General features: G+C 68.0%; 22 protein-coding genes. 15 read left to right on the forward strand and 7 right to left on the reverse strand.

The annotated features are described in order from the left end of the window. Window positions 1-4 precede the first annotated feature (4 nt). Window positions 5-1,153, reverse strand: a complete 1,149-nt coding sequence (locus BST13_RS00380) for an FAD-dependent oxidoreductase (RefSeq protein ID WP_083159483.1) — start codon at window positions 1,151-1,153, stop codon at window positions 5-7. A 98-nt stretch (window positions 1,154-1,251) separates the two neighbouring features. Between BST13_RS00380 and BST13_RS00385 the strand changes: the two genes are divergently transcribed. The 13 genes from BST13_RS00385 (at window position 1,252) to proB (ending at window position 17,803) form a co-directional block, all read left to right on the forward strand. Beyond that, the gene (locus BST13_RS00385) at window positions 1,252-3,225 is read left to right on the forward strand and encodes a S9 family peptidase (protein ID WP_083159485.1); all 1,974 of its coding nucleotides are present in this window, start codon (window positions 1,252-1,254) and stop codon (window positions 3,223-3,225) included. A 10-nt stretch (window positions 3,226-3,235) separates the two neighbouring features. Then, window positions 3,236-4,522 carry a saccharopine dehydrogenase family protein gene (locus tag BST13_RS00390; protein ID WP_083159487.1) on the forward strand — a complete coding sequence of 429 codons (1,287 nt, stop codon included), beginning with the start codon at window positions 3,236-3,238 and terminating at the stop codon, window positions 4,520-4,522. Between the two features lie 67 nt (window positions 4,523-4,589). Next, window positions 4,590-5,207, forward strand: a complete 618-nt coding sequence (locus BST13_RS00395) for a DUF937 domain-containing protein (protein WP_083159489.1) — start codon at window positions 4,590-4,592, stop codon at window positions 5,205-5,207. Window positions 5,208-5,306: 99 nt separating this feature from the next. Then, entirely contained in the window at window positions 5,307-7,958 is a 2,652-nt protein-coding gene (locus BST13_RS00400) for a valine--tRNA ligase (protein ID WP_083159491.1), read from the forward strand. After that, window positions 7,955-9,376, forward strand: coding sequence for a bifunctional tetrahydrofolate synthase/dihydrofolate synthase (gene folC / locus BST13_RS00405; protein ID WP_083159493.1), 1,422 nt, complete (start codon window positions 7,955-7,957; stop codon window positions 9,374-9,376). Before BST13_RS00400 ends, folC begins: the two co-directional genes overlap by 4 nt. A gap of 38 nt (window positions 9,377-9,414) precedes the next feature. Next, window positions 9,415-9,756 (forward strand): DUF4233 domain-containing protein, encoded by a 342-nt coding sequence (locus tag BST13_RS00410; protein WP_211295984.1) that lies wholly within the window; start codon window positions 9,415-9,417, stop codon window positions 9,754-9,756. A gap of 61 nt (window positions 9,757-9,817) precedes the next feature. Further along, the gene (locus BST13_RS00415; protein ID WP_083159497.1) at window positions 9,818-10,561 is read left to right on the forward strand and encodes a carbonic anhydrase; all 744 of its coding nucleotides are present in this window, start codon (window positions 9,818-9,820) and stop codon (window positions 10,559-10,561) included. 24 nt (window positions 10,562-10,585) lie between these two features. Next, window positions 10,586-11,008 (forward strand): nucleoside-diphosphate kinase, encoded by a 423-nt coding sequence (gene ndk / locus BST13_RS00420; protein ID WP_083159499.1) that lies wholly within the window; start codon window positions 10,586-10,588, stop codon window positions 11,006-11,008. Window positions 11,009-11,297: 289 nt separating this feature from the next. After that, entirely contained in the window at window positions 11,298-14,366 is a 3,069-nt protein-coding gene (rne, locus tag BST13_RS00425; RefSeq protein WP_083159501.1) for a ribonuclease E, read from the forward strand. 163 nt (window positions 14,367-14,529) lie between these two features. After that, window positions 14,530-14,841, forward strand: a complete 312-nt coding sequence (rplU, locus tag BST13_RS00430; RefSeq protein ID WP_029367319.1) for a 50S ribosomal protein L21 — start codon at window positions 14,530-14,532, stop codon at window positions 14,839-14,841. 47 nt (window positions 14,842-14,888) lie between these two features. Continuing rightward, window positions 14,889-15,155, forward strand: a complete 267-nt coding sequence (rpmA, locus tag BST13_RS00435; RefSeq protein ID WP_064942652.1) for a 50S ribosomal protein L27 — start codon at window positions 14,889-14,891, stop codon at window positions 15,153-15,155. Between the two features lie 90 nt (window positions 15,156-15,245). Continuing rightward, the gene (obgE, locus tag BST13_RS00440) at window positions 15,246-16,694 is read left to right on the forward strand and encodes a GTPase ObgE (protein WP_083159503.1); all 1,449 of its coding nucleotides are present in this window, start codon (window positions 15,246-15,248) and stop codon (window positions 16,692-16,694) included. Next, the gene (gene proB, locus BST13_RS00445; protein ID WP_083159505.1) at window positions 16,691-17,803 is read left to right on the forward strand and encodes a glutamate 5-kinase; all 1,113 of its coding nucleotides are present in this window, start codon (window positions 16,691-16,693) and stop codon (window positions 17,801-17,803) included. Before obgE ends, proB begins: the two co-directional genes overlap by 4 nt. 8 nt (window positions 17,804-17,811) lie before the next feature. Here proB and BST13_RS00450 read toward each other — a convergent pair whose 3' ends face one another. Then, window positions 17,812-18,447 (reverse strand): TetR/AcrR family transcriptional regulator, encoded by a 636-nt coding sequence (locus tag BST13_RS00450; RefSeq protein ID WP_083159507.1) that lies wholly within the window; start codon window positions 18,445-18,447, stop codon window positions 17,812-17,814. Window positions 18,448-18,514: 67 nt separating this feature from the next. On the opposite strand from BST13_RS00450, the gene BST13_RS00455 reads away from it, so the two are divergent. Further along, complete coding sequence (locus BST13_RS00455) at window positions 18,515-19,783, forward strand: cytochrome P450 (RefSeq protein WP_083159509.1); 1,269 nt, start codon at window positions 18,515-18,517, stop codon at window positions 19,781-19,783. Here the strand turns inward: BST13_RS00455 and BST13_RS00460 are convergent. After that, entirely contained in the window at window positions 19,755-20,597 is an 843-nt protein-coding gene (locus BST13_RS00460; RefSeq protein WP_083159511.1) for an NAD-dependent protein deacetylase, read from the reverse strand. The two genes, BST13_RS00455 and BST13_RS00460, sit on opposite strands and share 29 nt — an antisense overlap. Before the next feature lie 100 nt (window positions 20,598-20,697). Here BST13_RS00460 and BST13_RS00465 point away from each other — a divergent pair, with 100 nt between their 5' ends. Next, entirely contained in the window at window positions 20,698-22,740 is a 2,043-nt protein-coding gene (locus BST13_RS00465) for an NAD(+) synthase (RefSeq protein WP_083160024.1), read from the forward strand. 3 nt (window positions 22,741-22,743) lie between these two features. On the opposite strand, the gene BST13_RS00470 is transcribed toward BST13_RS00465, so the two are convergent. The 4 genes from BST13_RS00470 to BST13_RS00485 are packed head-to-tail and all read right to left on the reverse strand — an operon-like array spanning window position 22,744 to window position 25,950. Next, window positions 22,744-23,280, reverse strand: a complete 537-nt coding sequence (locus BST13_RS00470) for a YbhB/YbcL family Raf kinase inhibitor-like protein (RefSeq protein ID WP_083159513.1) — start codon at window positions 23,278-23,280, stop codon at window positions 22,744-22,746. Next, the gene (locus BST13_RS00475) at window positions 23,277-23,831 is read right to left on the reverse strand and encodes a LeuD/DmdB family oxidoreductase small subunit (RefSeq protein ID WP_083159515.1); all 555 of its coding nucleotides are present in this window, start codon (window positions 23,829-23,831) and stop codon (window positions 23,277-23,279) included. Before BST13_RS00475 ends, BST13_RS00470 begins: the two co-directional genes overlap by 4 nt. After that, complete coding sequence (locus BST13_RS00480; protein ID WP_083159517.1) at window positions 23,828-25,075, reverse strand: 3-isopropylmalate dehydratase large subunit; 1,248 nt, start codon at window positions 25,073-25,075, stop codon at window positions 23,828-23,830. The genes BST13_RS00475 and BST13_RS00480 overlap by 4 nt, the downstream gene beginning before the upstream one ends. Beyond that, complete coding sequence (locus BST13_RS00485; RefSeq protein WP_083159519.1) at window positions 25,066-25,950, reverse strand: isocitrate lyase/PEP mutase family protein; 885 nt, start codon at window positions 25,948-25,950, stop codon at window positions 25,066-25,068. The genes BST13_RS00480 and BST13_RS00485 overlap by 10 nt, the downstream gene beginning before the upstream one ends. Window position 25,951 lies beyond the last annotated feature (1 nt).

Here is a 25,951-nt window from a genome sequence, read left to right on the forward strand (position 1 = left end):
GACGTCAGCGCCCGGTGGTGAACGCCGAGCGCGCCGCGATGCTCGCCAGGTGCCGGGTCAGCACGAACTCGGGAATCAGCACGCTGGCCCGGGTTGCTGCCGCGCCGAGGACCGCCGGGCGCAGATTCACGATCCGCCCGATCAGCCGCGACTCGCGCACGATCATCTGCACGCGGCGGCGCCGCTGCATCGCGAACTGCGCGAAAGCTGTCGGCAGGTCCGGAGCCCGGCCCGCCAGCTCACCCAGGACCGCTGCGTCCTCAAGCCCCTGACATCCGCCCTGGCCCAGATGGGGGCGCATCGGATGCGCGGCGTCCCCGGCGATCACCACGGGTCCACGCGCCCAGCACCTGGCCGGCGCGCGGTCATAAAGATCGTTGCGCAGCACCTCGGCCGGGTCTGCGGCGGCGAGCAAGGCGGGGATGGGCTCGGCCCAAGCCGCGAAGGCACGCTGCAGATAGGCCAACTCCCCGCCAGGGCTGGTGCGCCCCTCGGGCGCCCGCTCGGTCGCGAACCAATATGTGTGCTCGGAGCCCATCGGCACGTGCCCCACCTCTCGTCCGGCGGCCATCGTTTCGCCCGCCATGTCCGGGTCGATCCGATGTTTGGCCACGCCGCGCCACGCGGTGTAGCCGGCGTAGCGCCGAGCGAGCGGTCCGTTCAGATGTCGCGACACCACAGAATCGACACCGTCGGCACCGACCACGGCTGCCGCGTCGCGCGTCGAACCGTCCGACAAGGTGACGCGAACGCCGTCGGCGGTCGTCGTGAGGGCGCGCACGCCGACGCCGTATTCCACGGTGTCGGGTGACAACGGACCGGTCAGGATGTCGGTGAGATCGGCGCGCCGGATCACCACAAGTGGTTCGCCGAGGGCGCGGATGAACCGTTCGGGCTCGGGACGACGTAGCCAGGTGCCGTCGTGCCGGCGCACCGCCCCGGCCGTTACCCGGCCACCCGCCGAGCGAACCGCGTCACCGAGGCCCAGCTCGTCGAGGGCGGCCAAAGCGTTGGGCCAGATGCTGATTCCCGTACCCGCCGACGTGTCGTCGCGGGCCTCCAGGACGTGCACCTCGAATCCTTGGCGTTGCAACGCGACTGCGGTGGCCAGGCCGGTGATCCCGGCTCCGACGACGAGTACGGACTGAGCCATGGCTCGAATGTAGCCAAACGGGAGCACGCAGGTTCGTGCCGACCGCACCGGCCAGGTCACCCAGGTGGGCTGAGGCCACGCGGCTACCGTGAGTGACCATGACGCCGTTTCACGATCTCGACGAGTACCTTGCATTGCCCCGGGTTTCCGGCCTTGCGGTGTCGCAGGATGGTTCGCGCGTGGTCACCACGGTCAGCGTGCTCAATGACAAACACACCGAATTCACCACGGCGATTTGGGAATTGGACGCGATGGGGAACCAGCCCGCGCGTCGGTTGACCCACGGCGCCAAGGGGGAGTCCGCACCGACGTTCACCAGCACCGGTGACCTGTTGTTCCTGGCTGCCCGCCCGGCGCCCGGCGGCGACGACGACAAGGCGCCTGCGGCGGTGTGGCGATTGCCTGCCGCAGGCGGTGAAGCGGCCGAGATGCTGAGCATGCCGGGCGGCGTGAGTGCTGTGGCCAGTGCGCGCGCCGCCGAGGCCACCGTGGCCACCGCAGCACAGTTGGCCTCGGCCGAGAGCATTGACGAGGACAAGGCCCTGCGCGAACGGCGCAAGGACAATGCGGTGTCGGCGGTGCTGCACACCGGGTATCCCGTCCGGTTCTGGGATCATGACCTCGGTCCCGACCAGCCCCACCTGATCGATGCCGACGGGCCGAACGATCTCACCCCGCATCCCGCTGACGCGTTGCGCGAGACCACGTTCGACCTCAGCAGCGACGGGGATTTCCTCGTCACGTCCTGGCATGTGCCCGGGCCGGGCGTGTCCAACCGGTCCGTGCTGGTGCGTGTCGACCGGGTGTCCGGGACGCACACCGTCATCGCCGAGGACCCCGACGCCGAGCTGGAGCACCCCGTCATCGCGCCCGACGGCAGTTCCGTGGCGTTCACCAGGGAGACCCATTCGACCCCGACGGAAGCGCCGCGGATCACGCTGTGCTGCATGCGCTTCGGCGAAGACCATGTCGAGATCACCGCGGATTGGGATCGCTGGCCCGCGTCTGTGGCGTGGGCGGCCGACTCGTCGGCGTTGATCGTCACCGCCGACGATGCCGGGCGTCGGCCCATCTTCGCGGTGGACCCGCTCAGCGGCACGGTCGCCAAACTCACCGACGACGACTACGCCTACACCGACGTGTGCCCCGCACCGGACGGCGTCATCTACGCACTGCGCAGCTCGTATGCCGTGCCGCCGCATCCGATACGGCTCGACCCCGACGGCACGATCACCGAGTTGCCGTGCGTCGAGATTCCCGAAATCCCCGGAACCCTCACTGAATTGGTCGCCACCGCCGCCGACGGGACCCCGATCCGTTCATGGTTGACGCTGCCCGAGGGCGACGAACCGGCAGAACTGGTGTTGTGGATCCACGGGGGACCGTTGGGCAGCTGGAACACCTGGCACTGGCGGTGGAATCCGTGGTTGCTCACCGCGCACGGCTATGCGGTGCTGATGCCCGATCCGGGCCTGTCGACGGGCTATGGGCAGCGGTTCATCCAAAGAGGTTGGGGCGCATGGGGTGCCGAGCCGTACACCGATCTTATGACCGCCGTCGACGCGGCAGCTGAGCACCCGCGGATCGACGAATCACGCTCGGCGGCGATGGGCGGTTCGTTCGGCGGCTACATGGCCAACTGGATCGCGGGGCAGACCGACCGGTTCGACGCGATCGTCACGCACGCCAGCCTGTGGGCGCTCGACCAGTTCGGGCCGACCACCGACAGCGCGTTCTGGTGGGCTCGCGAGATGACACCCGAAATGACGCAGCGCAATTCACCACACTCCCACGTCGGACGGATCCACACGCCGATGCTCGTCATCCACGGGGACAAGGACTATCGCGTACCCATCGGCGAAGGCCTGCGGCTCTGGTACGAGCTGCTGTCGTCCTCGGGTCTACCCGCCGACGAGAACGGCCAGAGCCCGCACCGCTTCCTGTACTACCCGACGGAGAACCACTGGGTGCTCGCGCCGCAACACGCCAAGATCTGGTACCAGGTGGTGACGGCGTTTCTCGGTCAGCACCTGCGCGACGAGGACGCTCGGTTGCCTGATCTGCTCGGGTAGCGTCGGTGTGATGACCCAGCGTGAGTTCGATCTGGTGCTGTACGGGGCGACCGGGTTCGCAGGCAAGCTCACGGCCGAATACCTCGCCCGGTCGGGTGCCCAGGCGCGGATCGCCCTGGCAGGCCGGTCGGAGGAAAGGTTGCGGGCGGTCCGTGACAGCCTCGGTGCGGGAGCCCGGGATTGGCCGCTGCTCACCGCTGACGCGTCGGTGCCGGCCACCCTGGACGCGATGGCCGCCCGCACTCAGGTGGTGGTGACCGCCGTCGGGCCCTACACGAAATACGGCCTGCCATTGGTGGCGGCATGTGCCGAGGCCGGAACGGACTATGCCGATCTCACCGGCGAGACCATGTTCATCCGCGAGAGCATCGATCAGTTCCACAAACAGGCGCTCGACACCGGGGCCCGGATCGTGCACTCGTGCGGATTCGATTCGGTCCCATCGGATCTCACCACCTATGCGCTGTACCGGCGGGCTGCGGCCGACGGCGCGGGTCACCTCGGCGACACCGATCTGGTGGTGCGTACATTGGCCGGAGGCGTGTCGGGCGGCACGGTGGCCTCGACGATGGAGTTCATGCGGACGTCGTCGCGGGACCCGCACGCCCGACAGCTGATGAACGACCCATACACGCTGAGCCCCGACCGTGCTGCCGAGCCCGAACTCGGTGGCCAGCCCGACATCCGGTGGCGCCGCGGCGGCGAGATCGCACCCGAGCTGGCGGGCTACTGGACGGGCGCCTTCGCGATGGCGGGGCCGAACACCCGAATCGTGCGGCGCAGCAACGCGCTCCTCGACTATGCCTACGGCCGCCGGTTCGCCTACAGCGAGCAGATGAGCCTGGGCCGCTCCCTCGCTGCACCGCTCGCGGCCGCCGTGGTCACCGGATCCAGTGCGGTGGCCCTCGGGCTGGGCGGCCGCTACTTCGACCGGCTGCCCGCCACCCTGGTCGAACGGGTGGCACCCAAACCGGGCACCGGCCCCAGCGAACAAACTCGCATGCGTGGGCGCTACCGCGTCGAGACGTACACGACAACGTCGTCGGGTGCGCGCTACGTGGCGTCGATGGCCCAGCAGGGCGACCCCGGATATCAGGCCACCGCGGTGCTGCTCGGCGAATGCGGATTGGCCCTGGCGCTGGATCGCGACAAGCTCTCCGACCTGCGCGGTGTGCTCACTCCGGCGGCCGCGATGGGCGATGCGCTGCTGGCCCGATTCCCTGCTGCCGACGTGCAATTGGAGACCACCGCGCTGAGGAGAACCGAAATGATCGGGGCGCGCGGAACACCTGTGTAACAAGATCAATTCGACTAGGGTCGTCGGCGAGGACTTCATCAACGCCAGCAACGAAGGTGGGAACAATATGGCCGATCTGAACGACCTCTTCGCACAGATTCCCGTAGCGGAGATTGCAAACAAGCTCGGCGCCGATGAAGGCGAGGTGAACAACGCCATCAAGACGCTGGTTCCCGCGCTCGTCGGCGGCGTGCAGCAGAACGTGCAGGCCGAGGACATCGATTCGAGCAACCTGGAGTCCGCGGTCACCGCGCAGGGCGCAAGCGGTCTGCTCGACGGCGGGGTGAAGGTCGACGACGTGGACCAGAAGGAGGGCGACCAGCTGGTCGCCCACATCTTCGGCGGCAACGACAGCGGGCAGGTGGCCTCGGCGCTGGCCGGCACGGGTGCCGGCGGTGGCGACCTCATCAAGAAGTTGCTGCCCATCCTGACCCCGATCGTGCTGGCCTACATCGGCAAGCAGTTCGCCCAGAAGAACGCGCCTGCCGAGCCGGCGGCCCAGGCATCCGGCGGCGGCGGGCTCGGGGACATCCTCGGCAGCATCCTTGGCGGCGCGAACGCAGGCGGCGGCGCCGCGAACAATCCGCTGGGCAGCATCCTCGGCAGCGTGCTTGGCGGTGGCGGCGGAGGCCAGGGCAACGCGATCGGCGAGATCCTCGGCGGCCTGCTGGGTGGGAAGAAGTAGCTCCGGCGATCGGTTTCCGCGCAAGCCCCCTGTCGTCGGCGAATAACGCGACGTCGGGGGCTTTAGCGTATCCGGGCGACTCCTTCCTAGAATGGCGCGGTGACCTCCACCCCTGACAATCGCGCCGACGCCCTCCCCAAGTCCTGGGAGCCGGGTGCGGTAGAAGCCGAGCTGTACCAGGGCTGGGTGGATGCCGGTTACTTCACCGCGGACGCCTCGAGTGACAAGCCTGCCTACTCGATCGTGCTGCCGCCGCCGAATGTGACCGGCAGCCTGCACATGGGCCATGCCCTGGACCACACCTTGATGGACGTGCTGACCCGGCGTAAGCGGATGCAGGGCTATGAAGTGCTGTGGCTGCCCGGCATGGACCACGCCGGCATCGCCACTCAGACCCTGGTCGAGAAGCAACTCGCCACCGACGGCAAGACCAAGGAAGACTTCGGCCGGGAACTGTTCGTCGAGAAGGTGTGGGACTGGAAGCGTGAGTCCGGCGGCACCATCGGCGCCCAGATGCGCCGCCTCGGCGACGGCGTGGACTGGAGCCGCGACCGGTTCACCATGGACGACGGCCTGTCCCGCGCGGTCCGCACGATCTTCAAGCGCCTGTTCGACGCCGGGCTGATCTACCAGGCCGAGCGACTCGTCAACTGGTCACCCGTGCTGGAGACCGCGATCAGCGATCTCGAGGTCAAGTACGAGGACGTCGAGGGCGAACTCGTGTCGTTCCGGTACGGCTCGATGAACGACGACGAGCCCCACATCGTGGTGGCCACCACTCGCGTCGAAACCATGCTGGGCGACACCGCGATTGCCGTGCACCCAGACGACCAGCGCTACCGCCATCTGGTCGGCACCACATTGCCGCACCCGTTCTTCGACCGCGAGATGATCATCGTCGCCGACACCCACGTCGACCCCGAATTCGGTACGGGCGCAGTCAAAGTCACGCCCGCGCACGATCCGAATGACTTCGAGATCGGGCTGCGCCACCAGCTGCCGATGCCGACCATCATGGACAGCAAGGGCCGGATCGCCGACACCGGAACGCAATTCGACGAGATGGACCGGTTCGAGGCCCGCGTCAAGGTGCGCGAGGCGCTGGCCGAGCAGGGCCGGATCGTCGCCGAGAAGCGTCCGTACCTGCACAGCGTGGGGCACTCGGAGCGCAGCGGCGAGCCCATCGAACCGCGGCTGTCGCTGCAGTGGTGGGTCAAGGTGGAGAGCCTGGCCAAGGCCGCCGGTGACGCGGTGCGCGGTGGCGACACCGTGATCCACCCGCCGAGCCTGGAGCCCCGGTGGTTCGCCTGGGTCGACGACATGCACGACTGGTGTATCTCGCGGCAGCTGTGGTGGGGCCACCGCATCCCGATCTGGCACGGCCCGAACGGCGAGACGGTGTGCGTCGGGCCCGACGAGACCCCGCCGGAAGGCTGGGAGCAGGACCCCGACGTGCTCGACACCTGGTTCTCGTCGGCGCTGTGGCCGTTCTCGACCATGGGATGGCCCGACCACACGGCCGACCTGGCCAAGTTCTATCCCACCAGCGTGCTGGTCACCGGCTACGACATCATCTTCTTCTGGGTGGCCCGCATGATGATGTTCGGCACCTTCGTCGGTGACGACCCGGCGATCACGCTGGAGGGCAAGCGTGGCCGCCAGGTGCCGTTCGAAAATGTGTTCCTGCACGGCCTGATTCGCGACGAGTTCGGCCGCAAGATGAGCAAGTCGCGGGGCAATGGCATCGATCCGCTGGAGTGGGTCGAGAAGTTCGGCGCCGACGCGCTGCGGTTCACCCTCGCGCGCGGTGCGAGCCCCGGCGGCGACCTCTCGATCGGCGAGGACCACGCCCGTGCCTCACGTAACTTCGCCACCAAGCTGTTCAACGCGACCCGGTTCGCGCTGATGAACGGCGCGGCCCCGGCGCCGCTGCCGCCGGCGGCCGAGTTGACCGACGCCGACCGCTGGATTCTCGGCCGGTTGGAAGAGGTCCGCGCCGAGGTCGACGAAGCGCTCGACTCCTACCAGTTCAACCGGGCCTGCGAGGCGCTGTACCACTTCGCCTGGGACGAGTTCTGCGACTGGTACGTCGAGCTGGCCAAGGTGCAGATCTTCGGCGGTTTGCCGCACACCACGGCAGTGCTCGCGGCAGTCCTCGACACGCTGCTCAAGCTGCTGCATCCGGTGATGCCGTTCGTCACCGAGACGCTGTGGAAGACCCTCACCGGTGGCGAGTCGGTGGTGATCGCGGCGTGGCCGGAACCGTCCGGCTTCGCCCCGGATCCTGTTGCGACACAACGCATCACCGATATGCAAAAGCTCATCACCGAGGTGCGGCGGTTCCGCAGCGATCAGGGGCTGGCCGACCGGCAGAAGGTGCCCGCGCGGTTGTCCGACATCGCCGCGGCGCAGCTCGCCGAGCAGCTCCCCGCGATCACGTCCCTGGCGTGGCTGACCGAGGCAGGGGACGGGTTCACGCCGTCGGCCGCCGTCGAGGTGCGGTTGTCGCAGACCACCGTCGTGGTCGAGGTGGACACGTCGGGCGCCGTCGACGTCGCCGCCGAACGCCGCCGATTGGAAAAAGACCTGGCCGTCGCGCAGAAGGAAATGGCCACCACCGCAGCCAAACTCGGCAACGACGCGTTCCTGGCCAAGGCGCCCGCCGAGGTGGTCGACAAGATCCGTGGTCGCCAGCAGGTGGCCACCGAGGAGGTCGAACGCATCACCGCGCGCCTGGCCGGGCTCAAATGACGGATCCGGGGACCGACCCGATTCCATCGCCGGACGAGATCGCCGCGTTGCTTCAGGTCGAGCATCTGCTCGACCAGCGGTGGCCGGAGACGAAGCTGGAACCCAGCACCACCCGGATCGTCGCGCTGCTGGAGCTGCTGGGTTCACCGCAGCGGGCGTACCCGTCCATCCACGTCGCGGGTACCAACGGCAAGACCTCGGTGTGCCGGATCATCGACGCGCTGCTGACCGCTCTGCACCGGCGGACCGGGCGCACCACCAGCCCGCACCTGCAGTCCGCGGTGGAGCGCATTTCCATTGACGGCAAACCGATCTCGCCCGCCACCTATGTCGAGACCTACCGCGAGATCGAGCCGTTCGTGCTGCTCGTCGATCAGCAGTCCGAAGCGGCGGGCGGGCCGAAGATGAGCAAGTTCGAGGTGCTCACCGCGATGGCCTTCGCGGCATTCGCCGATGCGCCGGTCGACGTCGCCGTCATCGAGACCGGTATGGGCGGCCGATGGGATGCCACCAACGTCGTCAACGCGCCCGTCGCGGTGATCACGCCGATCGGTCTCGACCACACCGACTACCTCGGTGACACGCTCGCCGAGATCGCGGGGGAGAAGGCGGGGATCATCACCCGCCAGCCCGACGATCTGGTGCCGACCGACACCGTTGCGGTCATTGCCCAGCAGCCGCCCGAGGCGATGGAGGTACTGCTGGCCGAGACGGTGCGCGCGGACGCCGCGGTGGCCCGGGAGAACTCGGAGTTCGCGGTGTTGGGTCGCCAGGTCGCCATCGGTGGCCAGCTGTTGGAACTGCAGGGCCTCGGCGGGGTGTACTCCGACATCTTCCTGCCGCTGCACGGCGAGCACCAGGCGCACAACGCGGTGGTCGCACTGGCGGCGGTCGAGGCGTTCTTCGGTGCAGGCGCCGACCGCCAACTCGACATCGACGCGGTGCGGGCCGGTTTCGCGGCGGTGCGCACCCCCGGCCGACTGGAGCGGATGCGAAGTGCGCCAACGGTTTTCATCGATGCCGCACACAATCCCGCCGGCGCGCAGGCGCTGACCGAAGCCTTGCGCGAGGAGTTCGACTTCCGCTACCTGGTGGGGGTGGTGTCGGTGCTGGCCGACAAGGACGTCGACGGCATCCTGACCGCGCTCGAGCCGGCGTTCGATCAACTCGTGGTGACCCACAACGGCTCACCACGCGCCCTCGACGTCGAGTCGCTGGCGCAACGTGCCGAGGAGCGCTTCGGCCAGGACCGGGTCATTACGGCGGCCACGCTGCCCGACGCCATCGAAATCGCCACCGCGCTGGTCGAGGACGCCGGAGCCGAGGGCGAGGGCCTGTCCGGGGCGGGCATGGTGATCACCGGTTCGGTGGTGACGGCCGGCGCCGCACGCACCCTCTTCGGGAAGGACCCACAGTGAGTACGCCACCTGATCCGTGGAAGAGCTTCCGCGGCGTCATGGCCGGAACCCTGATCCTCGAAGCCATCGTCGTGCTGCTGGCCCTGCCGGTTGTCGCAACCGGCGCAAACGGGCTGACCGTGTGGTCCGGAGGCTATCTGGTCGGGCTTGCGGTGGTCCTCATCCTGATGGCAGGCATGCAGGGCAGGCCGTGGGCGCTCTGGGTGAACTTGGGACTGCAGTTCGTGGTGATCGCCGGGGTGGTGATCCACGCCGGGATCGGCTTCATCGGCCTGGTGTTCCTGCTGGTCTGGCTGCTGATCCTGTATCTGCGCGGAGAGGTGAAGCGGCGGCAGGCCCGTGGCCTGTTGCCCGGCCAACAGGATTCTCCGGAAAGCTGACGACGCCGCCACCGGCCGCCGATGATTGTCAGATATTGACGCCGGCGACGGGAGTGGTGCGGTGGGCCTTACATTTTCGCGGCGCCGCTGGTTCGGGCTCGTCGGCGTCGGTGCGGCGACAGCGTTGGCAGCCTGCGGCAAGCCCGCATCGGAGGGCGGCGCCGACACGGTGACCGTTCCACCGGGGGAGGTGTTCGTCACCGAGTCCCCGCGACCGGTGATCACCAACCCCGACATGGCGCTGCAGCAATTGCGCGACGGCAACCGCAGGTTCGTCGACGCCCAGATGCGCAACCCGAACCGGGATCCGGCCATCCGGCTGTCGTTGTCGAAGTCTCAGCAGCCCTTTGCGGTGGTGCTCAGCTGCTCGGACTCCCGGCTGCCCCCAGAGGTGATCTTCGACCAGGGTCTGGGCGACCTGTTCGTCGCGCGCGTCGCCGGCAACATCGTCGACGCCGCGTTGCTGGACAGCATCGAGTACGGCGTCGCGCATCTGGGCGCGCCTCTGGTGGTCGTCATGGGCCACCAGAGCTGCGGTGCGGTGTCGGCGACGCTCAAGACCGTTCAGGACCACAAGGCGCCCGAAGAAGACATGAAGGCGTTGGTCTCGGCGATCACGCCTGCCATCGCCGTTGCCGAGCAGCGGCAGGGCGACCTGCTGGACAACACCGTGCGGGCCAATGCCGAGTTGTCGAAGGACGCGATCGTGGCGACATCGGTGATCCGTGACCGGCTGAATTCCGGTGCGGTCAAGGTCGTCACCGCGTACTACAGCCTCGATACGGGAGTGGCGACGATCGCTTGAACGGCAGCCGGTACGCTGTGCGCCGTGACTGAGCGGACCCTCGTGTTGATCAAGCCCGACGGCGTAGAGCGCCACCTGGTCGGGGAGATCATCAGCCGGATCGAACGCAAGGGCCTGACCCTGGCGGCCCTGGAGCTGAAGAACGTCAGCGATGAGCTGGCGCGGCAGCACTACGCCGAGCATGCGGAGAAGCCGTTCTTCGGTTCGCTGCTCGAATTCATCACGTCCGGTCCCGTGGTCGCCGCGATCGTCGAGGGCCCCCGCGCGGTGGCCGCGTTCCGTCAGCTCGCCGGCGGCACCGATCCGGTGGAGAAGGCCGTGCCGGGCACGATCCGTGGCGACCTGGCCCTGGTGACCCAGGACAACCTGGTGCACGGCTCGGATTCGCTCGAGTCGGCGGCCCGCGAGATCGCCCTTTGGTTCCCCGGAGAATCTGCCGGGGAGTAACTCCTCACGCGGTCTGGTCGGTACAGCCGCGGTGATGTGGGATACTGGTCGCGGGTAGCCAGCCTCAACCGAGGCTGAACACCCGGATGAAGACTTCGACGAGCGCGACCACCGCAATCCGGTGCGGCGCCGACCGTCCAGCCATCATTCAGCCAGGCACCGGGTGGGTTCACTATCGAGCCGCCCGGAGCGAGACCACAACAAGTCCGGGTGAAGTATCCCGGGCCCATAGCGGAAGCCCTCGCGTGGCCGCGTCACTATGACGCGCCCGGGGGCTTGAGGAGAATACGTGGCCGAAGATGCCCATACCGAAGACCAATCCACCCAGACTCCGCAGCAGGACGGACTCCCAGAACGCCTGAGGGTCCATTCGCTCGCCCGAGTGCTCGGTACCACGAGCCGGCGGGTGCTCGACGCGCTCGCCGAGTTCGACGGACGCCAGCGCAGTGCGCACTCGACCGTCGACAAGGCTGACGCCGAGCGAGTCCGTGCGGCCCTGGCCCCGAGCGAATCCGTCGTCCAACCTAGCGTGGTCGAGGCCGTCGTGGTCGAGTCCGTCGAACCGGCGACGGTGACGGAGCCCGCCGCGGTGACCGAGACGCTCCCGACGGACGTCGCGCCGGAACCGGCGACCGAATCGGAACCGCCCGCCGAGCCCCTGTCCGTGGCATCCGAGCCGGAGCCCGAGGCAGCGGGACAAGAGCCTGAGCCGGCACCTGAAGCCGCGCAGGCCGAGGCTGTCGTGGTGGGTGACGAGCCCGAGTCCCGGCTGATCCTGGAGACCGCGAACATCCCCCCGGCGCGTGAGGCGCACACCGAACGTGCCGACTACCTGCCGCTGTTCGTCGCACCCCAGCCGATCGTTTTCGAGCCCGTCGACACCGACGACGAGGACGACGACTTCGATGCGTCCTCCGACAGTGATTCCGACGGCGACTCCGACGATGACCAGGCTGACCGGCCTGCCGCTCGCCGGCGCCGCCGCGGGCGCCGGGGCCGGGGTCGCGGCCGCGGTGAGCAGAGCGACGACAACGGCCCCGAATCCGAGGGCGAGACCGAATCCGGTGACGACCAGGCCGAGTCCGACCAGGACTTCGGCGACGAGTCCGAAGACTCCGACGAAGGCGGCGACGAGGACAGCACCGGCACCGACGGCGGCACCCGCAGGCGGCGTCGTCGTCGGCGCCGTAAGACCGGCTCGGGTGATTCCGAGGACAGTGGGTCGCCCGATGATCCGCCCAACACCGTCGTGCACGAGCGGGCTCCGCGTGCCGACCGGTCGGACAAGTCCACGGGAGACGAATCCGAGATCCAGGGCATTTCCGGGTCGACCCGGCTGGAGGCCAAGCGTCAACGCCGGCGTGACGGTCGCGACGCCGGGCGGCGCCGTCCGCCGATCCTGAGCGAAGCCGAGTTCCTGGCGCGCCGTGAGGCCGTCGAGCGCACGATGATCGTCCGCGACAAGGTGCGCACCGAACCGCCGCACGAAGGCGCCCGCTACACCCAGATCGCGGTGCTCGAAGACGGTGTGGTGGTCGAGCACTTCGTCACCTCGGCCGCGTCGGCAAGCCTGGTCGGCAACATCTACCTGGGCATCGTGCAGAACGTGTTGCCCTCGATGGAGGCTGCGTTCGTCGACATCGGTCGTGGCCGCAACGGTGTGCTCTACGCCGGCGAGGTCAACTGGGAGGCCGCAGGCCTCGGCGGGGCTCAGCGCAAGATCGAGCAGGCCCTCAAGCCCGGCGACTACGTCGTCGTCCAGGTCAGCAAGGACCCGGTCGGGCACAAGGGAGCGCGGCTCACCACGCAGGTGTCGCTCGCCGGCCGCTATCTGGTCTACGTCCCCGGGGCGTCCTCGACCGGCATCAGCCGCAAGTTGCCCGACACCGAGCGTCAGCGCCTCAAGGAGATCCTGCGCGAGGTGGTCCCGGCCGATGCCGGCGTGATCATCCGCACCGCCTCCGAAGGTGTCAGCGAAGACGACATCCGTTCGGACGTGAACCGGCTCCAGGAGCGCTGGGCAGGGATCGAGGCCAAAGCCGCCGAGATCACCGAGAAGAAGGCCGGCGCGGCCGTCGCCCTCTACGAGGAACCCGATGTGCTCGTCAAGGTCATCCGGGACCTGTTCAACGAAGACTTCTCCGGTTTGATCGTGTCCGGCGACGACGCCTGGAACACCATCAACTCCTACGTCAACACCGTGGCCCCCGATCTGGTGGGCCGGTTGACCAAGTACGAGGCCGCGGGCGCCGACGGCGGGTCCGGCCCGGACGTGTTCGCCGTGCACCGCATCGACGAACAGTTGGCCAAGGCCATGGACCGCAAGGTGTGGCTGCCGTCGGGCGGCACCCTGGTCATCGACCGCACCGAGGCGATGACCGTCGTCGACGTCAACACCGGCAAGTTCACCGGCTCGGGCGGCAATCTCGAACAGACCGTCACCCGCAACAACCTGGAAGCCGCCGAGGAGATCGTCCGGCAGCTCCGGCTGCGCGATATCGGCGGCATCGTCGTGATCGACTTCATCGACATGGTGCTGGAGTCCAACCGTGATCTGGTGCTGCGGCGGCTGACCGAGGCGCTGGCGCGGGACCGCACGCGCCACCAGGTCTCCGAGGTGACCTCGCTGGGCTTGGTGCAGCTCACGCGTAAGCGGTTGGGAACAGGGCTGATCGAGGCGTTCTCCACGTCGTGCACGCACTGCGGTGGCCGCGGGATCGTGCTCCACGGCGATCCGGTCGACTCCGTGTCGGCAGGCGGCGGTGGACGCAAGTCCGAGCCTGCGAGCGGCAGTGGTCGGCGCAGCAAGCGTGGCAAGAAGACCGGCAAGCCCGAGGACGTTCCGGTGGTCAAGGTGCCTGACCATCCGGCAGGCGAGCATCCGATGTTCAAGGCCATGGCTGCGGCCAACGGTCGCCATCACGACGACGAGTCGCACGATGAGCACGCCAAGGAGCACGAGGAACTCGACGACCTCGAGAGCGCCGAGGACGGCGTGGTCGAGACCGCCCACGGCGACGACACCGCCGAGCAGGTGGCGCGTGAGACCGCCGAGGAAGACCTCGACGACGAGGACACCGACGACGAGGACTCCGACGACGAAGACGTCGACTCCGATGAGGAGGACGACGAAGAATCGGACGAGGACGACGACTCCGACGAAGAGTCGGACGAGGACGAGATCGACCTGGACTCCGATGACGAGGAAGTCGACATCGACGATGACATCGAGGTCATCGATGACGACTCCGACGACGAGGACGACCACGAGGTCGAGCTTCCGCAGGTGATCACCGTCGCCCGGCGACCGCGTCGCCGGGCAGCGGCCCGCCCTGCGGGCCCGCCCACCCATGATTAGCAGGGGTGTCCGGGCGGTTTGACCCTCTACCCGCTGGTCACGTACCCTTGACCAGTTGTCGCCAGTGTCTGCAGTCGCAGGCCGGTGACGGCGGGGTACCCCCGCCACCCAAGACCCGCGCACGCACCGACCGGTAGCGCGCGCCCGCACAGCAGAGGACACGATGGCGACATACGCAATCGTCAAGACCGGCGGCAAGCAGTACAAGGTTGCAGCCGGTGACGTGGTGAAGGTTGAGAAGCTCGACGCCGAGCCTGGCGCGTCTGTGTCGCTGCCGGTCGCGCTGGTGGTCGACGGTGCCAAGGTCACGAGCAAGGCCGATGACCTGGCCAAGGTCGCCGTGACCGGCGAGGTGCTGGAGCACACCAAGGGCCCCAAGATCCGTATCCACAAGTTCAAGAACAAGACCGGCTACCACAAGCGCCAGGGGCACCGTCAGCAGCTGACCGTGCTCAAGGTCACCGGCATCAAGTGATGCGCCGTCAGGCGAAGAACCGACAGCACAGGGCGAGGGACATTTAAATGGCACACAAAAAGGGCGCTTCCAGCTCGCGTAACGGCCGTGAATCCGCAGCGCAGCGGCTCGGCGTCAAGCGCTTCGGCGGCCAGGTCGTCAAGGCGGGCGAGATCATCGTCCGTCAGCGTGGCACCCACTTCCACCCCGGCGTGAACGTCGGCCGTGGCGGCGACGACACGCTGTTCGCGCTGGCTCCCGGCGCTGTGGAGTTCGGCTCCAAGCGTGGCCGTAAGAACGTGAACATCGTTCCCGTGGCGCGCCCGGAGGCCTGAGACATCGAGGATTCTCCGCGAATGTGAAGCAGCTGCGAGTTCTCGACTGAGATATCGCGATAGCTTCACATTCGACGGAGAGGATGTCCGATGTCCCGGTTTGTCGACCGCGTCGTCATCCACGCGCGGGCCGGTAACGGCGGCAATGGGTGTGCCTCGGTGCACCGCGAGAAATTCAAACCCCTCGGTGGCCCTGATGGCGGCAATGGTGGCCGCGGCGGCAGTGTCATCCTTGTTGTAGATCCGCAGGTGCACACCCTGCTGGACTTTCACTTTCATCCGCATGTCGCGGCGCCCTCCGGTAAGCAGGGCGCAGGCAGCAACCGTGACGGCGCATCGGGCGCCGATCTCGAAGTCCGCGTACCCGACGGCACTGTCGTCCTCGACGAAGATGGGCGCATGCTCGCCGACCTGGTCGGAGCCGGCAGCCGTTTCGAAGCTGCCGCAGGCGGTCGGGGCGGCTTGGGCAACGCCGCGTTGGCGTCCCGGGCCCGCAAGGCCCCCGGCTTCGCACTCCTCGGTGAGAAGGGCCAGGCCCGCGATCTCACCCTGGAACTCAAGACCGTCGCCGATGTCGGCCTGATCGGATTCCCGTCGGCAGGCAAATCCTCACTGGTGTCGGCGATCTCGGCGGCCAAACCGAAGATCGCCGACTATCCGTTCACCACCCTGGTGCCGAATCTCGGCGTGGTGTCGGCCGGCGACCACACCTACACGGTGGCCGACGTCCCCGGTCTCATCCCCGGTGCATCCGAAGGACGCGGGCTTGGCCTGGAGTTCCTACGGCATCTGGAGCGCTGCGCGGTGCTCGTGCACGTCGTGGACTGCGCCACAATGGAACCCGGCCGCGACCCGATCTCAGACATCGATGCCCTCGAGGCCGAACTCGCCGCGTATACCCCTACGCTGCAAGGCGATTCGGCGCTGGGTGACCTGGCTTCACGGCCACGCGCGGTGGTGCTCAACAAGATCGATGTTCCGGACGCGCATGAGCTCGCCGACTTCGTCCGCGACGAAGTGGCCCGCCGGTTCGGCTGGCCGGTGTTCGAGGTGTCGACCGTGAGCCGTGCGGGATTGCGCCCCTTGACCTTTGCGTTGTGGGACATGGTGAAGGCCTACCGCGACGCGCAGCCTGAGATCGCACCGCGACGCCCGGTGATCCGGCCCATCGCCGTCGACGAGAGCGGGTTCACCGTGACCTCCGACGGTCAAGGCGGCTTCATCGTTCGCGGTGTGCGCCCCGAACGCTGGATTGCGCAGACCGATTTCGGCAACGACGAGGCGGTCGGCTATCTCGGTGACCGGCTGGCCCGGTTGGGTGTCGAGGACGAGCTGTTCAAGCTTGGTGCGCGGCCGGGTTGCGCGGTGACCATCGGCGACATGACATTCGACTGGGAGCCGCAGACCCCGGCCGGTATCGACGTGCCGCTCACCGGTCGCGGCACCGACATCCGGCTGGAGCAGACGGAGCGCGTCGGTGCTGCTGAGCGCAAGGCCGCCCGTCGCGAGCGCCGCAGGCCCGGAAGCGAAGACGAGTGACCGGCACGCCCTCTGCTCATCGGGAGGCGATCCGCACCGCGCGCAGCGTCGTCGTCAAGATTGGAACCACCGCGCTCACCACGTCCACCGGCGTGTTCGACGCGGCCCGGCTGGCATACCTGGTCGAGGCCATCGAGGGCCGGATGAAGGCCGGCTCCGATGTGGTGATCGTGTCCTCGGGTGCGATCGCCGCGGGCATCGAGCCGTTGCGGCTGACCAAGCGCCCGACGGATCTGGCTACCAAGCAGGCCGCCGCCAGCGTCGGTCAGGTGGCCTTGATCAATGCCTGGAATACTGCGTTCGCCGCCTACAACCGGACCGTCGGTCAGGTGTTGCTGACCGCGCACGACATCTCGATGCGGGTGCAGCACAACAACGCCCAACGCACCCTCGACCGGTTGCGGGCGCTGCACGCGGTCGCGATCGTCAACGAGAACGACACCGTGGCGACCAACGAGATCCGGTTCGGCGACAACGACCGGCTCTCGGCGCTGGTGGCGCAGCTGGTCGGCGCCGACGCCCTGGTGCTGTTGTCCGACATCGACGGGCTCTACGACTCGGATCCGCGGAAAGGCAACGCGCGCTTCATCTCTGAGGTCGCCGCAGAAGGTGACCTGGACGGCGTCGTCGCGGGCCGGGGCAGCCATCTCGGCACCGGCGGCATGGCCTCGAAGCTGTCGTCGGCGTTGTTGGCCGCGGATGCCGGCGTGCCGGTGCTGCTGGCCGCGGCCGCCGATGCCGCTGCGGCACTGCGCGATGCGTCGGTGGGCACGGTCTTCGCACCGCGGCCCGAACGGATGTCGGCGCGGCGCTTCTGGGTGCGGTATGCCGCCGAGTCGGCGGGGGCGCTCACCCTCGACGACGGCGCAGTGCGGGCCGTCATCCGGCAGCGGCGATCGCTGCTGCCTGCCGGGATCACCCAGGTGTCCGGCCGGTTCCACGGCGGCGATGTGGTCGATCTACGTGCGCCCGACGGGCAGACGGTCGCCCGTGGTGTCGTCGCCTACGAGGCATCGGAACTTGCGACCATGATGGGACGGTCCACTCGCGATCTGCCCGTCGAGATGCGCCGGCCCGCGGTACACGCCGACGATCTGGTCGCCCTGTAAGCGGCAAATCACAAGTCGGGAGCTTGCAGATACAGCGCACCCCAGATGATGTCGGTGAGGGTCCGGGCGAGCTCGGCATCGTAGGAGCCAGGCTGTGACGGCAGATTCTGGTGGCAGGTGCGTTCCACCATCCAGGTCAGTGTGCTGGCGGTGGTCTGGGCGGACAGCCGGGCCCGGATGGCCCCTGAGGCCTGCCCGGCTTCGATGACGCGGGTCAGCTGGGCGGCGATCCCGACGAGCAGCTCGCGATAGGTTTCGCCGACGAGGGAGTCGTAACCGGACATCTCGTTGAGTGCGATGAGCACCGGTTGGTGGCGTCGATAGCTCGCGATGATGCCTGCCATGGCGGCATACACGTCGGCTGGATCGGTGCGGTCGGCCACGTCCCACCACTGTGCGGCGGCCCCGGACAGGTCGGCGAAAACCTGCGTGGCCAGCCGGCGCAGCAGGTGCCCCTTGTCTTCGAAGTAGATGTAGAAGCTGGCCCGCGAGATTCCTGCCTCGGTGGCCAGCCGGTCCACGCTGAGCTCGGTGAAGCTCGTGCCGTCGGCCATCAATCGATCGGTGGCGTCCAGAAGCTGCCGCTCGATCTGTCCGCGCCGCTCTTCACGGTTGGCCTGCGGCTTCCGGGTCACCGATGCCATGCGCCTCAGCCTATCGGGCCTGGTCACATCTTGACTAGACATAGTGTCTAGACGTAGCGTCAGCTTCATGTCTGTGTCACCGATCACATCAGCCGGTTCGCGTGCCTACGATCCGATCGACATCTCCTCGAAGGCCTTCTGGTCCACCACCGCCGCCGAACGCGAGAAGTCGTTCGCCGTGCTGCGGCAGCAACGACCGGTCAGCTGGCATCGGCCGGTCGAGGAAACGCTCATGCCCGACCCCGAGGACCCCGGGTTCTGGGCCGTCACGCGGCACGCCGACATCCTCACCGTCAGCCGGGACAGCGAGACATTCCTGTCAGGCCAGGGCGTGCTGTTCGACACGGTGCCGCAGGAGCTGCTGGAGGCGTCGCAGTCGTTCCTGGCCATGGATGCGCCGCGGCACACGCTGATCCGCAAGGTGGTGCACTCGGCATTCACCCCGCGGCAGGTGGCCCGCATCGAATCCTCGATCAAGGACAACGCCCGCCAGATCGTCCAGGAGCTCGCGGCGGCAGGTAGCGGCACCGACTTCGCCGACCAGTGCGCCAAGGAACTGCCCATCCGCACGCTCTCGGACATGGTCGGTATCCCCGAATCCGAGCGGCAACAGGTTGCGCACGCCGCCGACGCGCTCGTGTCATGGGCCGACCCGATCTATCTGGCCGGGCGCAATCCGCTGGAGGTGTTGGGCGCCAACCAGTTCTACCTGCACCAGGTGGCCCACGCGTTGGCGGCCGATCGGCGGCGGAACCCGGGGAACGATCTGATCAGCGCCCTGGTCCACGCCGAGGTCGACGGGGACCGGCTCACCGATGCCGAGGTCGCGGCGTTCTTCGTGCTGCTCGCCGTCGCGGGCAACGACACCACCCGTCAGGCCACCAGTCACGCGCTGAAGGCCTTGACCGACTTCGGAGACCAGCGGGCTTGGCTGATGGCGAATTTCGACGACCGGATCGGTGGCGCGGTCGAGGAGTTCGTGAGGTGGGCGACGCCGGTGATGACCTTCCGTCGCACCGCGGCGGTCGACGTCGAGCTCGCCGGCCGGCACATCGCGGCCGGGGAAAAGGTGGTGATGTTCTATGCGTCGGGCAACTGGGACACCGAGGTCTTCGAACACCCGGAAAGCTTCGATCTGAGTCGAAAGCCCAATCCCCACTTGGGCTTCGGCGGCGGCGGACGGCACTTCTGCCTCGGTGCCCACGTCGCGAGGACGCAACTGCGGGCGCTGTTCGGCGAGCTGCTGCGCCGGCTACCCGACATCGCGGCGGGCGAGCCGGCCTACCTCCAGGGCAATTTCGTGCACGCTATCCGGGCGATGCCGTGCACGTTCTGACCAGCTCCCCGGCGAGCAGGGTCAGCATCTCGGAGCAGCCGGCGTCGACCTTCACGGCGGCCAGGTCGTCGCCCCGCGTAGGTCCCCGGTTGATGATCGCCACCGGGATCCCGTGGGCGGCAGCGTGACGGACGAACCGGTAACCCGAATACACCGTCAGCGACGAACCGGCCACCAGCAGCGCATCACTGGAATCGACGAGTGAATAGGCCTGTTCCACGCGGTCTTTGGGGACGTTTTCCCCGAAATACACGATGTCGGGCTTGAGCATGCCCCCACAGAGCGGGCAGTCGACGATGACGAACGATGAGGTGTCGGCAACCACCGCGTCGGCGTCGGGGGCCACCGCGATGCCACCGACCGCTTCGGCCCGCTCGAGGAACCCCGGATTGGCGGCTTCGAGCGCAGTGGCCAGTGCGGTGCGCGGCATGGTGTGCCCGCAGTCCAGGCACACCACCTGGGCGTAGGTGCCGTGCAGATTCACCACCGTGCGGCTGCCTGCCTTGGTGTGTAAGAGGTCCACGTTCTGGGTGATCAGGCCGACGAGCACACCGTCGGACTCCAGGGCCGCCAATGCCCGGTGCCCGGCGTTGGGCATCGTCTCGTCCATGTGCCGCCAGCCGATGTGATTGCGGGCCCAGTACCGCTGCCGGAACACCGGATCGGACGTGAACTGCCGGATGGTCATCGGGTTGTTCGGCGGCGAATCCGGACCTCGGTAGTCGGGGATGCCCGAGTCGGTGGACATGCCTGCGCCGGTCAGCACCGCGACACGACGGCCTTGCAACAGGGCGACGAGTTCGGGGGCATCCACCCTGACGAGGATAGGCGCACGCTGAGCCGGGCCGCGCGGACGCGGGCCAGATCGGGCCGGATACCCCGAATCGGACAGCCCGCGGGTGACAATGGAGGCGATGGACTTCTACTCCGCTTACCGGCATGGTTTCGCCCGGGTCGCCGCGTGCACCCTTCACACGGCATTGGCGGACCCGCCGGCCAACGCCGAATCGGTGCTGCGACTCGCCCAGGCCTGCCACGACGACGGGGTGGCCGTCGCGGTCTTTCCCGAGCTGACGCTGTCTGGGTATTCGATCGAGGACATCCTGCTGCAGGACACCCTGCTGGAATCGGTGCAGGAGGCACTCGTCGAGGTCGTCGCGGCCTCGGCCGTCCTGACACCCGTGCTCGTGGTCGGCGCCCCGCTGCGCCACGGGCACCGGATCTACAACACCGCGGTGGTCATCCACCGCGGCGCTGTGCTCGGGGTGGCGCCGAAGTCGTATCTGCCCACTTACCGCGAGTTCTACGAGCGCAGGCAGGCCGCGGCGGGCGACGATGTACGCGGCACCATCCGGGTCGCCGGGGCCGACGCGCCGTTCGGGCCCGACTTGTTGTTCGTGGCTTCCGACCTGCCCGGATTGGTCCTGCACGTCGAAATCTGCGAGGACATGTTCGTCCCGGTCCCGCCCAGCGCGCAAGCCGCGCTGGCCGGTGCCACGGTGCTGGCCAACCTCTCGGGAAGCCCCATCACCGTCGGCCGCGCCGAGGATCGTTGCCTGCTGGCCCGGTCGGCGTCGGCGCGGTGCCTGGCGGCCTACGTCTACGCGGCCGCGGGGGAAGGCGAATCCACCACCGACCTGGCCTGGGACGGCCAGACGATGATCTGGGAGAACGGGCTGCTGCTGGCCGAGACCGAGAGGTTCCCGCGTGGCGAGCGGCGTTCGGTCGCCGATGTGGATCTGGACCTGCTGCGCGCCGAGCGGCTGCGCATGGGCACGTTCGACGACAACGCGCGGCACTACCGCGCCGTCGGTGATGCCTTCCGGCGCATCGAGTTCCAGCTCGACCCGCCCACCGGCGACATCGGGCTGCTGCGCGAGATCGAGCGGTTCCCGTTCGTGCCGGCCGATCCGCAACGGCTGCAACAGGATTGCTATGAGGCCTACAACATCCAGGTGTCGGGTCTCGAGCAGCGGCTGCGGGCACTGAACTATCCCAAGGTCGTCATCGGGGTGTCCGGCGGGTTGGATTCCACCCACGCCTTGATCGTCGCCGCCCGGGCCATGGACCGCGAATCCCGGCCCCGCAGTGACATTCTGGCGTTCACCATGCCCGGGTTTGCCACCGGTGACCACACCAAGAACAACGCGACGCGGCTGGCGGAGGCGCTCGGCGTGACCTTCGCCGAACTCGACATCACGAGTACCGCCGAGGTGATGCTGGCCGGTCTGGATCATCCGTACGCCCGCGGCGAGAAGGTCTACGACGTCACGTTCGAGAACGTGCAGGCCGGTCTGCGCACCGACTATCTGTTCCGGCTCGCCAACCAGCGCGGTGGCATCGTGCTGGGCACCGGGGACCTGTCGGAGCTGGCCCTGGGGTGGTCGACCTACGGTGTCGGCGATCAGATGTCGCATTACAACGTCAACGGCGGTGTTCCGAAAACCCTGATCCAGCACCTCATCCGGTGGGTCATCTCGTCGGGACAGTTCGAAGCCGACGTGAACGCCGTATTGCAATCGGTGCTGGACACCGAGATCACCCCTGAACTGGTGCCGGCCGAAGCGGGGGAGCAGATCCAGAGCAGCGAAGCCAAGGTCGGACCTTATGCGCTGCAAGACTTTTCGTTGTTCCAGGTGCTGCGCTACGGGTTTCGCCCGTCGAAGGTGGCGTTCTTGGCCTGGCACGCCTGGCACGATCCGAGTATCGGTGACTGGCCTGCCGGTTTCCCCGAGGACAAGCGACCGGCTTACTCGCTCAAAGAGATTCGGCACTGGCTGCAGGTGTTCGCGCAGCGCTTTTACTCCTTCGCCCAGTTCAAGCGTTCGGCGCTGCCCAACGGTCCCAAGGTGGCGGCCGGCGGATCCCTGTCGCCGCGCGGAGACTGGCGGGCGCCGTCGGACATGTCGGCGCGGATCTGGCTCGACGAGATCGACCGCGAGATCCCGGAGGGCTGACGATCACCGGCGGTAGGTACCGGTGAGGGTGCCCCGCGCCAACACGTGACCGGCCGCCGCGGCCAGCACAGCTTTCACCGAACCGCTGTCGGCAGGTGATCGCGACAGCGCCAGCACATGGAACCGGTAACGGTGCGTGCCGTGCCCGGTTATCGGCCGCGGACCCGTGTATCCGGATTTGCCGAGGACGGTCGGCACGATGCGCACACCCGGGGTTCCCGCGGTGAAGGCACCCTCCGCCAGCCCGGTGGCGTCGGGGGTGAGCAGCGCGACGCTGTGCGTCAACGGGATGGGCAGCGGGACATCGATATCGTCGAGAAGCACCACCAGCGAGGCTGTTTCGGGCGGTACCGCGGTCCAGTTCAGCTGCGGGGAGATGTTGTCGCCGACGCCTCGGCCGGCATGGCGCCGGGGAATCGGGCCGTGGTCGTCGAAGACCGGACTCGTGACCGTCAGCGTGTGCGGCGCACGGAACTCGGGGCGGGCCAGCGGGCTGCGGCCGGGGTCGGCGCGCACCGACCGCAGCAGGGTGCCGATCATGCGCCGCTGCCCGCGCCACGCATCGCCACGGTCGAGGACCGCAGCGCGTCGGCGAGTTCGCTTGGGAGGTAACCTTGTTCAGCCAGCCTCGGCATCACCCCGCCGCTGGCCAGAATTTCCAGGATGAGATCCGGAAGCCGCGGCTCCGAGCCGGATTCGCCGGTTGTCACGTTGCGCCAGCTGCCGTCGCCCAGATCGAACTCCGCGGTGTCGCCGTCATGGAAGACAGCGGTGGCGCCGGGTACCGTCATGGCGGGCAGCCCGGCGTTGACTGCGTTGCGGAAGAACAACGAGTTGAACTCTTCGGCGACCAGCCCGGCCACACCGAGCTCGGTGAACAACGCTGCCACCGGGCGCGACGAGCCCACACCGAAGTTGCGTCCCGCCACCACGACGTCACCGGGTGTCACCTGGTCGGTCCAGCCGGGCCGCACCTCGTAGAAGATGTGCCGGGCCGCCTCGGCGGGGTCGAGTTTCATCGCGAACGCCGGATACATCGCGTCGGTGTTCAGATTGTCGCCGAACACCCAGACTCGGCCTGTGAACTTCATGCGGTAACCCCTCTCGGGTCGGTGATGTAGCCGGTGATCGCCGATGCCGCGACGGTGGCGGGCGAGGCCATGAAGATCTGGGCCTCCGCACTGCCCATGCGGCCGGCGAAGTTTCGGGTGCTCGACGTCAGGCACACCTCGCCCGGGCCGACCACCCCCATGTGGTAGCCGAAGCACGCGCCACAGGTCGAGTTGGTGACCACCCCGCCCGCGTCGGCGATGACCTGCAGATAACCGCGGCGCATGGCCTCGCGGTACACCTCCTGCGAGGCAGGGGTGACCAGCAGCCGCACGCCGGGCGCGACGGTGTTGCCGCGCAACACGTTCGCGGCGATCTGCAGATCCTCCAGCTGACCGTTGGCGCAGGACCCGATGAACGCCTGGTCGATACGCTGCCGCTCGATTCCGGAGACCGGGACGCCGTTGTGGCTGACAGTTCCCGGCCGGGCCACATACGGCTCCAGGCCAGCCAGGTCGACGCGTCGCACCTGGGCGTACTGTGCATCCGAATCCGGCTGAGCTGCACGGTAGCCCGTGACGCCACGCTCATCGAGGTAGCCGGTGAGCACGTCGTCCGCCTCGAACGTGGTGAAGTCGGCCGACACCTCGGCGCCTTGGGTGGCGATGGTGCGGCGGTCATGCATCGGCACCGAGGCCAGTCCGCTGCCACCGAATTCCAGGTTCATGTTGGCCGCGTCGCCGTAGACGTCCGCGATGTGCAGGAAGACATCCTTGCCGCTGACCTCGGCGGGTTTGATCCCGGCGAGTTCGTAGCGAATCGTCGGCGCCACTTGGTACCACGTGGACCCCGTGCACATGATCGAGTAGACCTCGGCGGGGCCAAGGCCACGCGCCGCGGTGTTGAACGCGCCCGCAGCACAGGTGTGGGAGTCCGTGCAGGCCAAGACTTCTCCCGGGCGGGCCAATCCGTTCTCGGCGATCACCTGATGGCAGATGCCGTGCCGGCCCACGTCGTAGAAACGCTCGATGCCGAAGTCCGCGGCGAACTTTCGAGCGTGCGGGCCGCCCGCGGCGTCCTTGAGGGTCGGTGCGGGCACCGCATGGTCCATCACGATCGCCAGCTTGTTCGGGTCGTGGATGCGGCTGGGCGGAATCCACATCGTGGCGAACTGCAGGTCGATCAGGACCGTCATGTCGACGTCCACGACGACGGTGTCGCCCACCGACACCGCGGCCAGCATCGCCTTGCGTGCGAGGATCTTCTCGATGATGGTCATGCCCATGTCGATGCCCCCAAGCCGGCGACACGCTGGTCCACGGCGGCCCATTCGGCGATCCCAACCAGATTGAAGAAGTCTGCCGGAGTGCTCGGCATGAAGTCCGCGGCGCTGGCCCCGTTGAGTTCGCAGTACGCCTCCAGCATCGCAAAAGCCGCCCGCACCAACGCATCACCGGGATGGATCGCCACGGCATAACCGAGCTCCTGCAGCCGCGCTGCCGACTGCAGCGGTGTCAGCCCGCCCGCGACGAGGTTCAGCAGCAGCGGTGCTTCGACATCGCGCGCGATCCGTTCGATCTCATCGGTGCCTTGCGGAGCTTCGATGAAAATGATGTCCGCGCCTGCTGCGGCGTAGCGATGGGCCCGCTCGATGGCGGCGTCGAGTCCCAGCGGTGCCCGGGCGTCGGTGCGTGCCACGATCAGCAGATCGTCGTCGATGCGGGCATCCAGCGCGGCGGCAAGGGTCTGCTCGAACACCGCGGCGTCCACCACCTCCTTGTCCGGCAGATGCCCGCACCGTTTCGGGAAAGCCTGGTCCTCCAATTGGATTGCGGCCACTCCGGCGGACTCGTAGAGCCGGACGGTGCGCACCACGTTGATCGGTGCCCCGTACCCGGTGTCGGCATCGGCGATCAGCGGCACATCGCCGAGCACCTCGGTGAGCATTCGGGCACGTTCGGCCATCTCGGTCTGGCAGACCAGCCCGAGATCAGGAAGGCCGAAACCCGATGCAGCGACACCTGCTCCGGTCATGTACGCGGCGACCTGCCCGGTGCGCTTGGCCAGATGGGCCGACAGGCCGTCGAATACGCCCGGGGCGACGACGAGCCGCCTGGAGTCGAGTGCGGCGCGCAACGCCCCGCGTGCGGATGTGGTCATG

This window comes from Mycobacterium aquaticum (genome assembly GCF_002086485.1).
Lineage (GTDB): Bacteria > Actinomycetota > Actinomycetes > Mycobacteriales > Mycobacteriaceae > Mycobacterium > Mycobacterium aquaticum.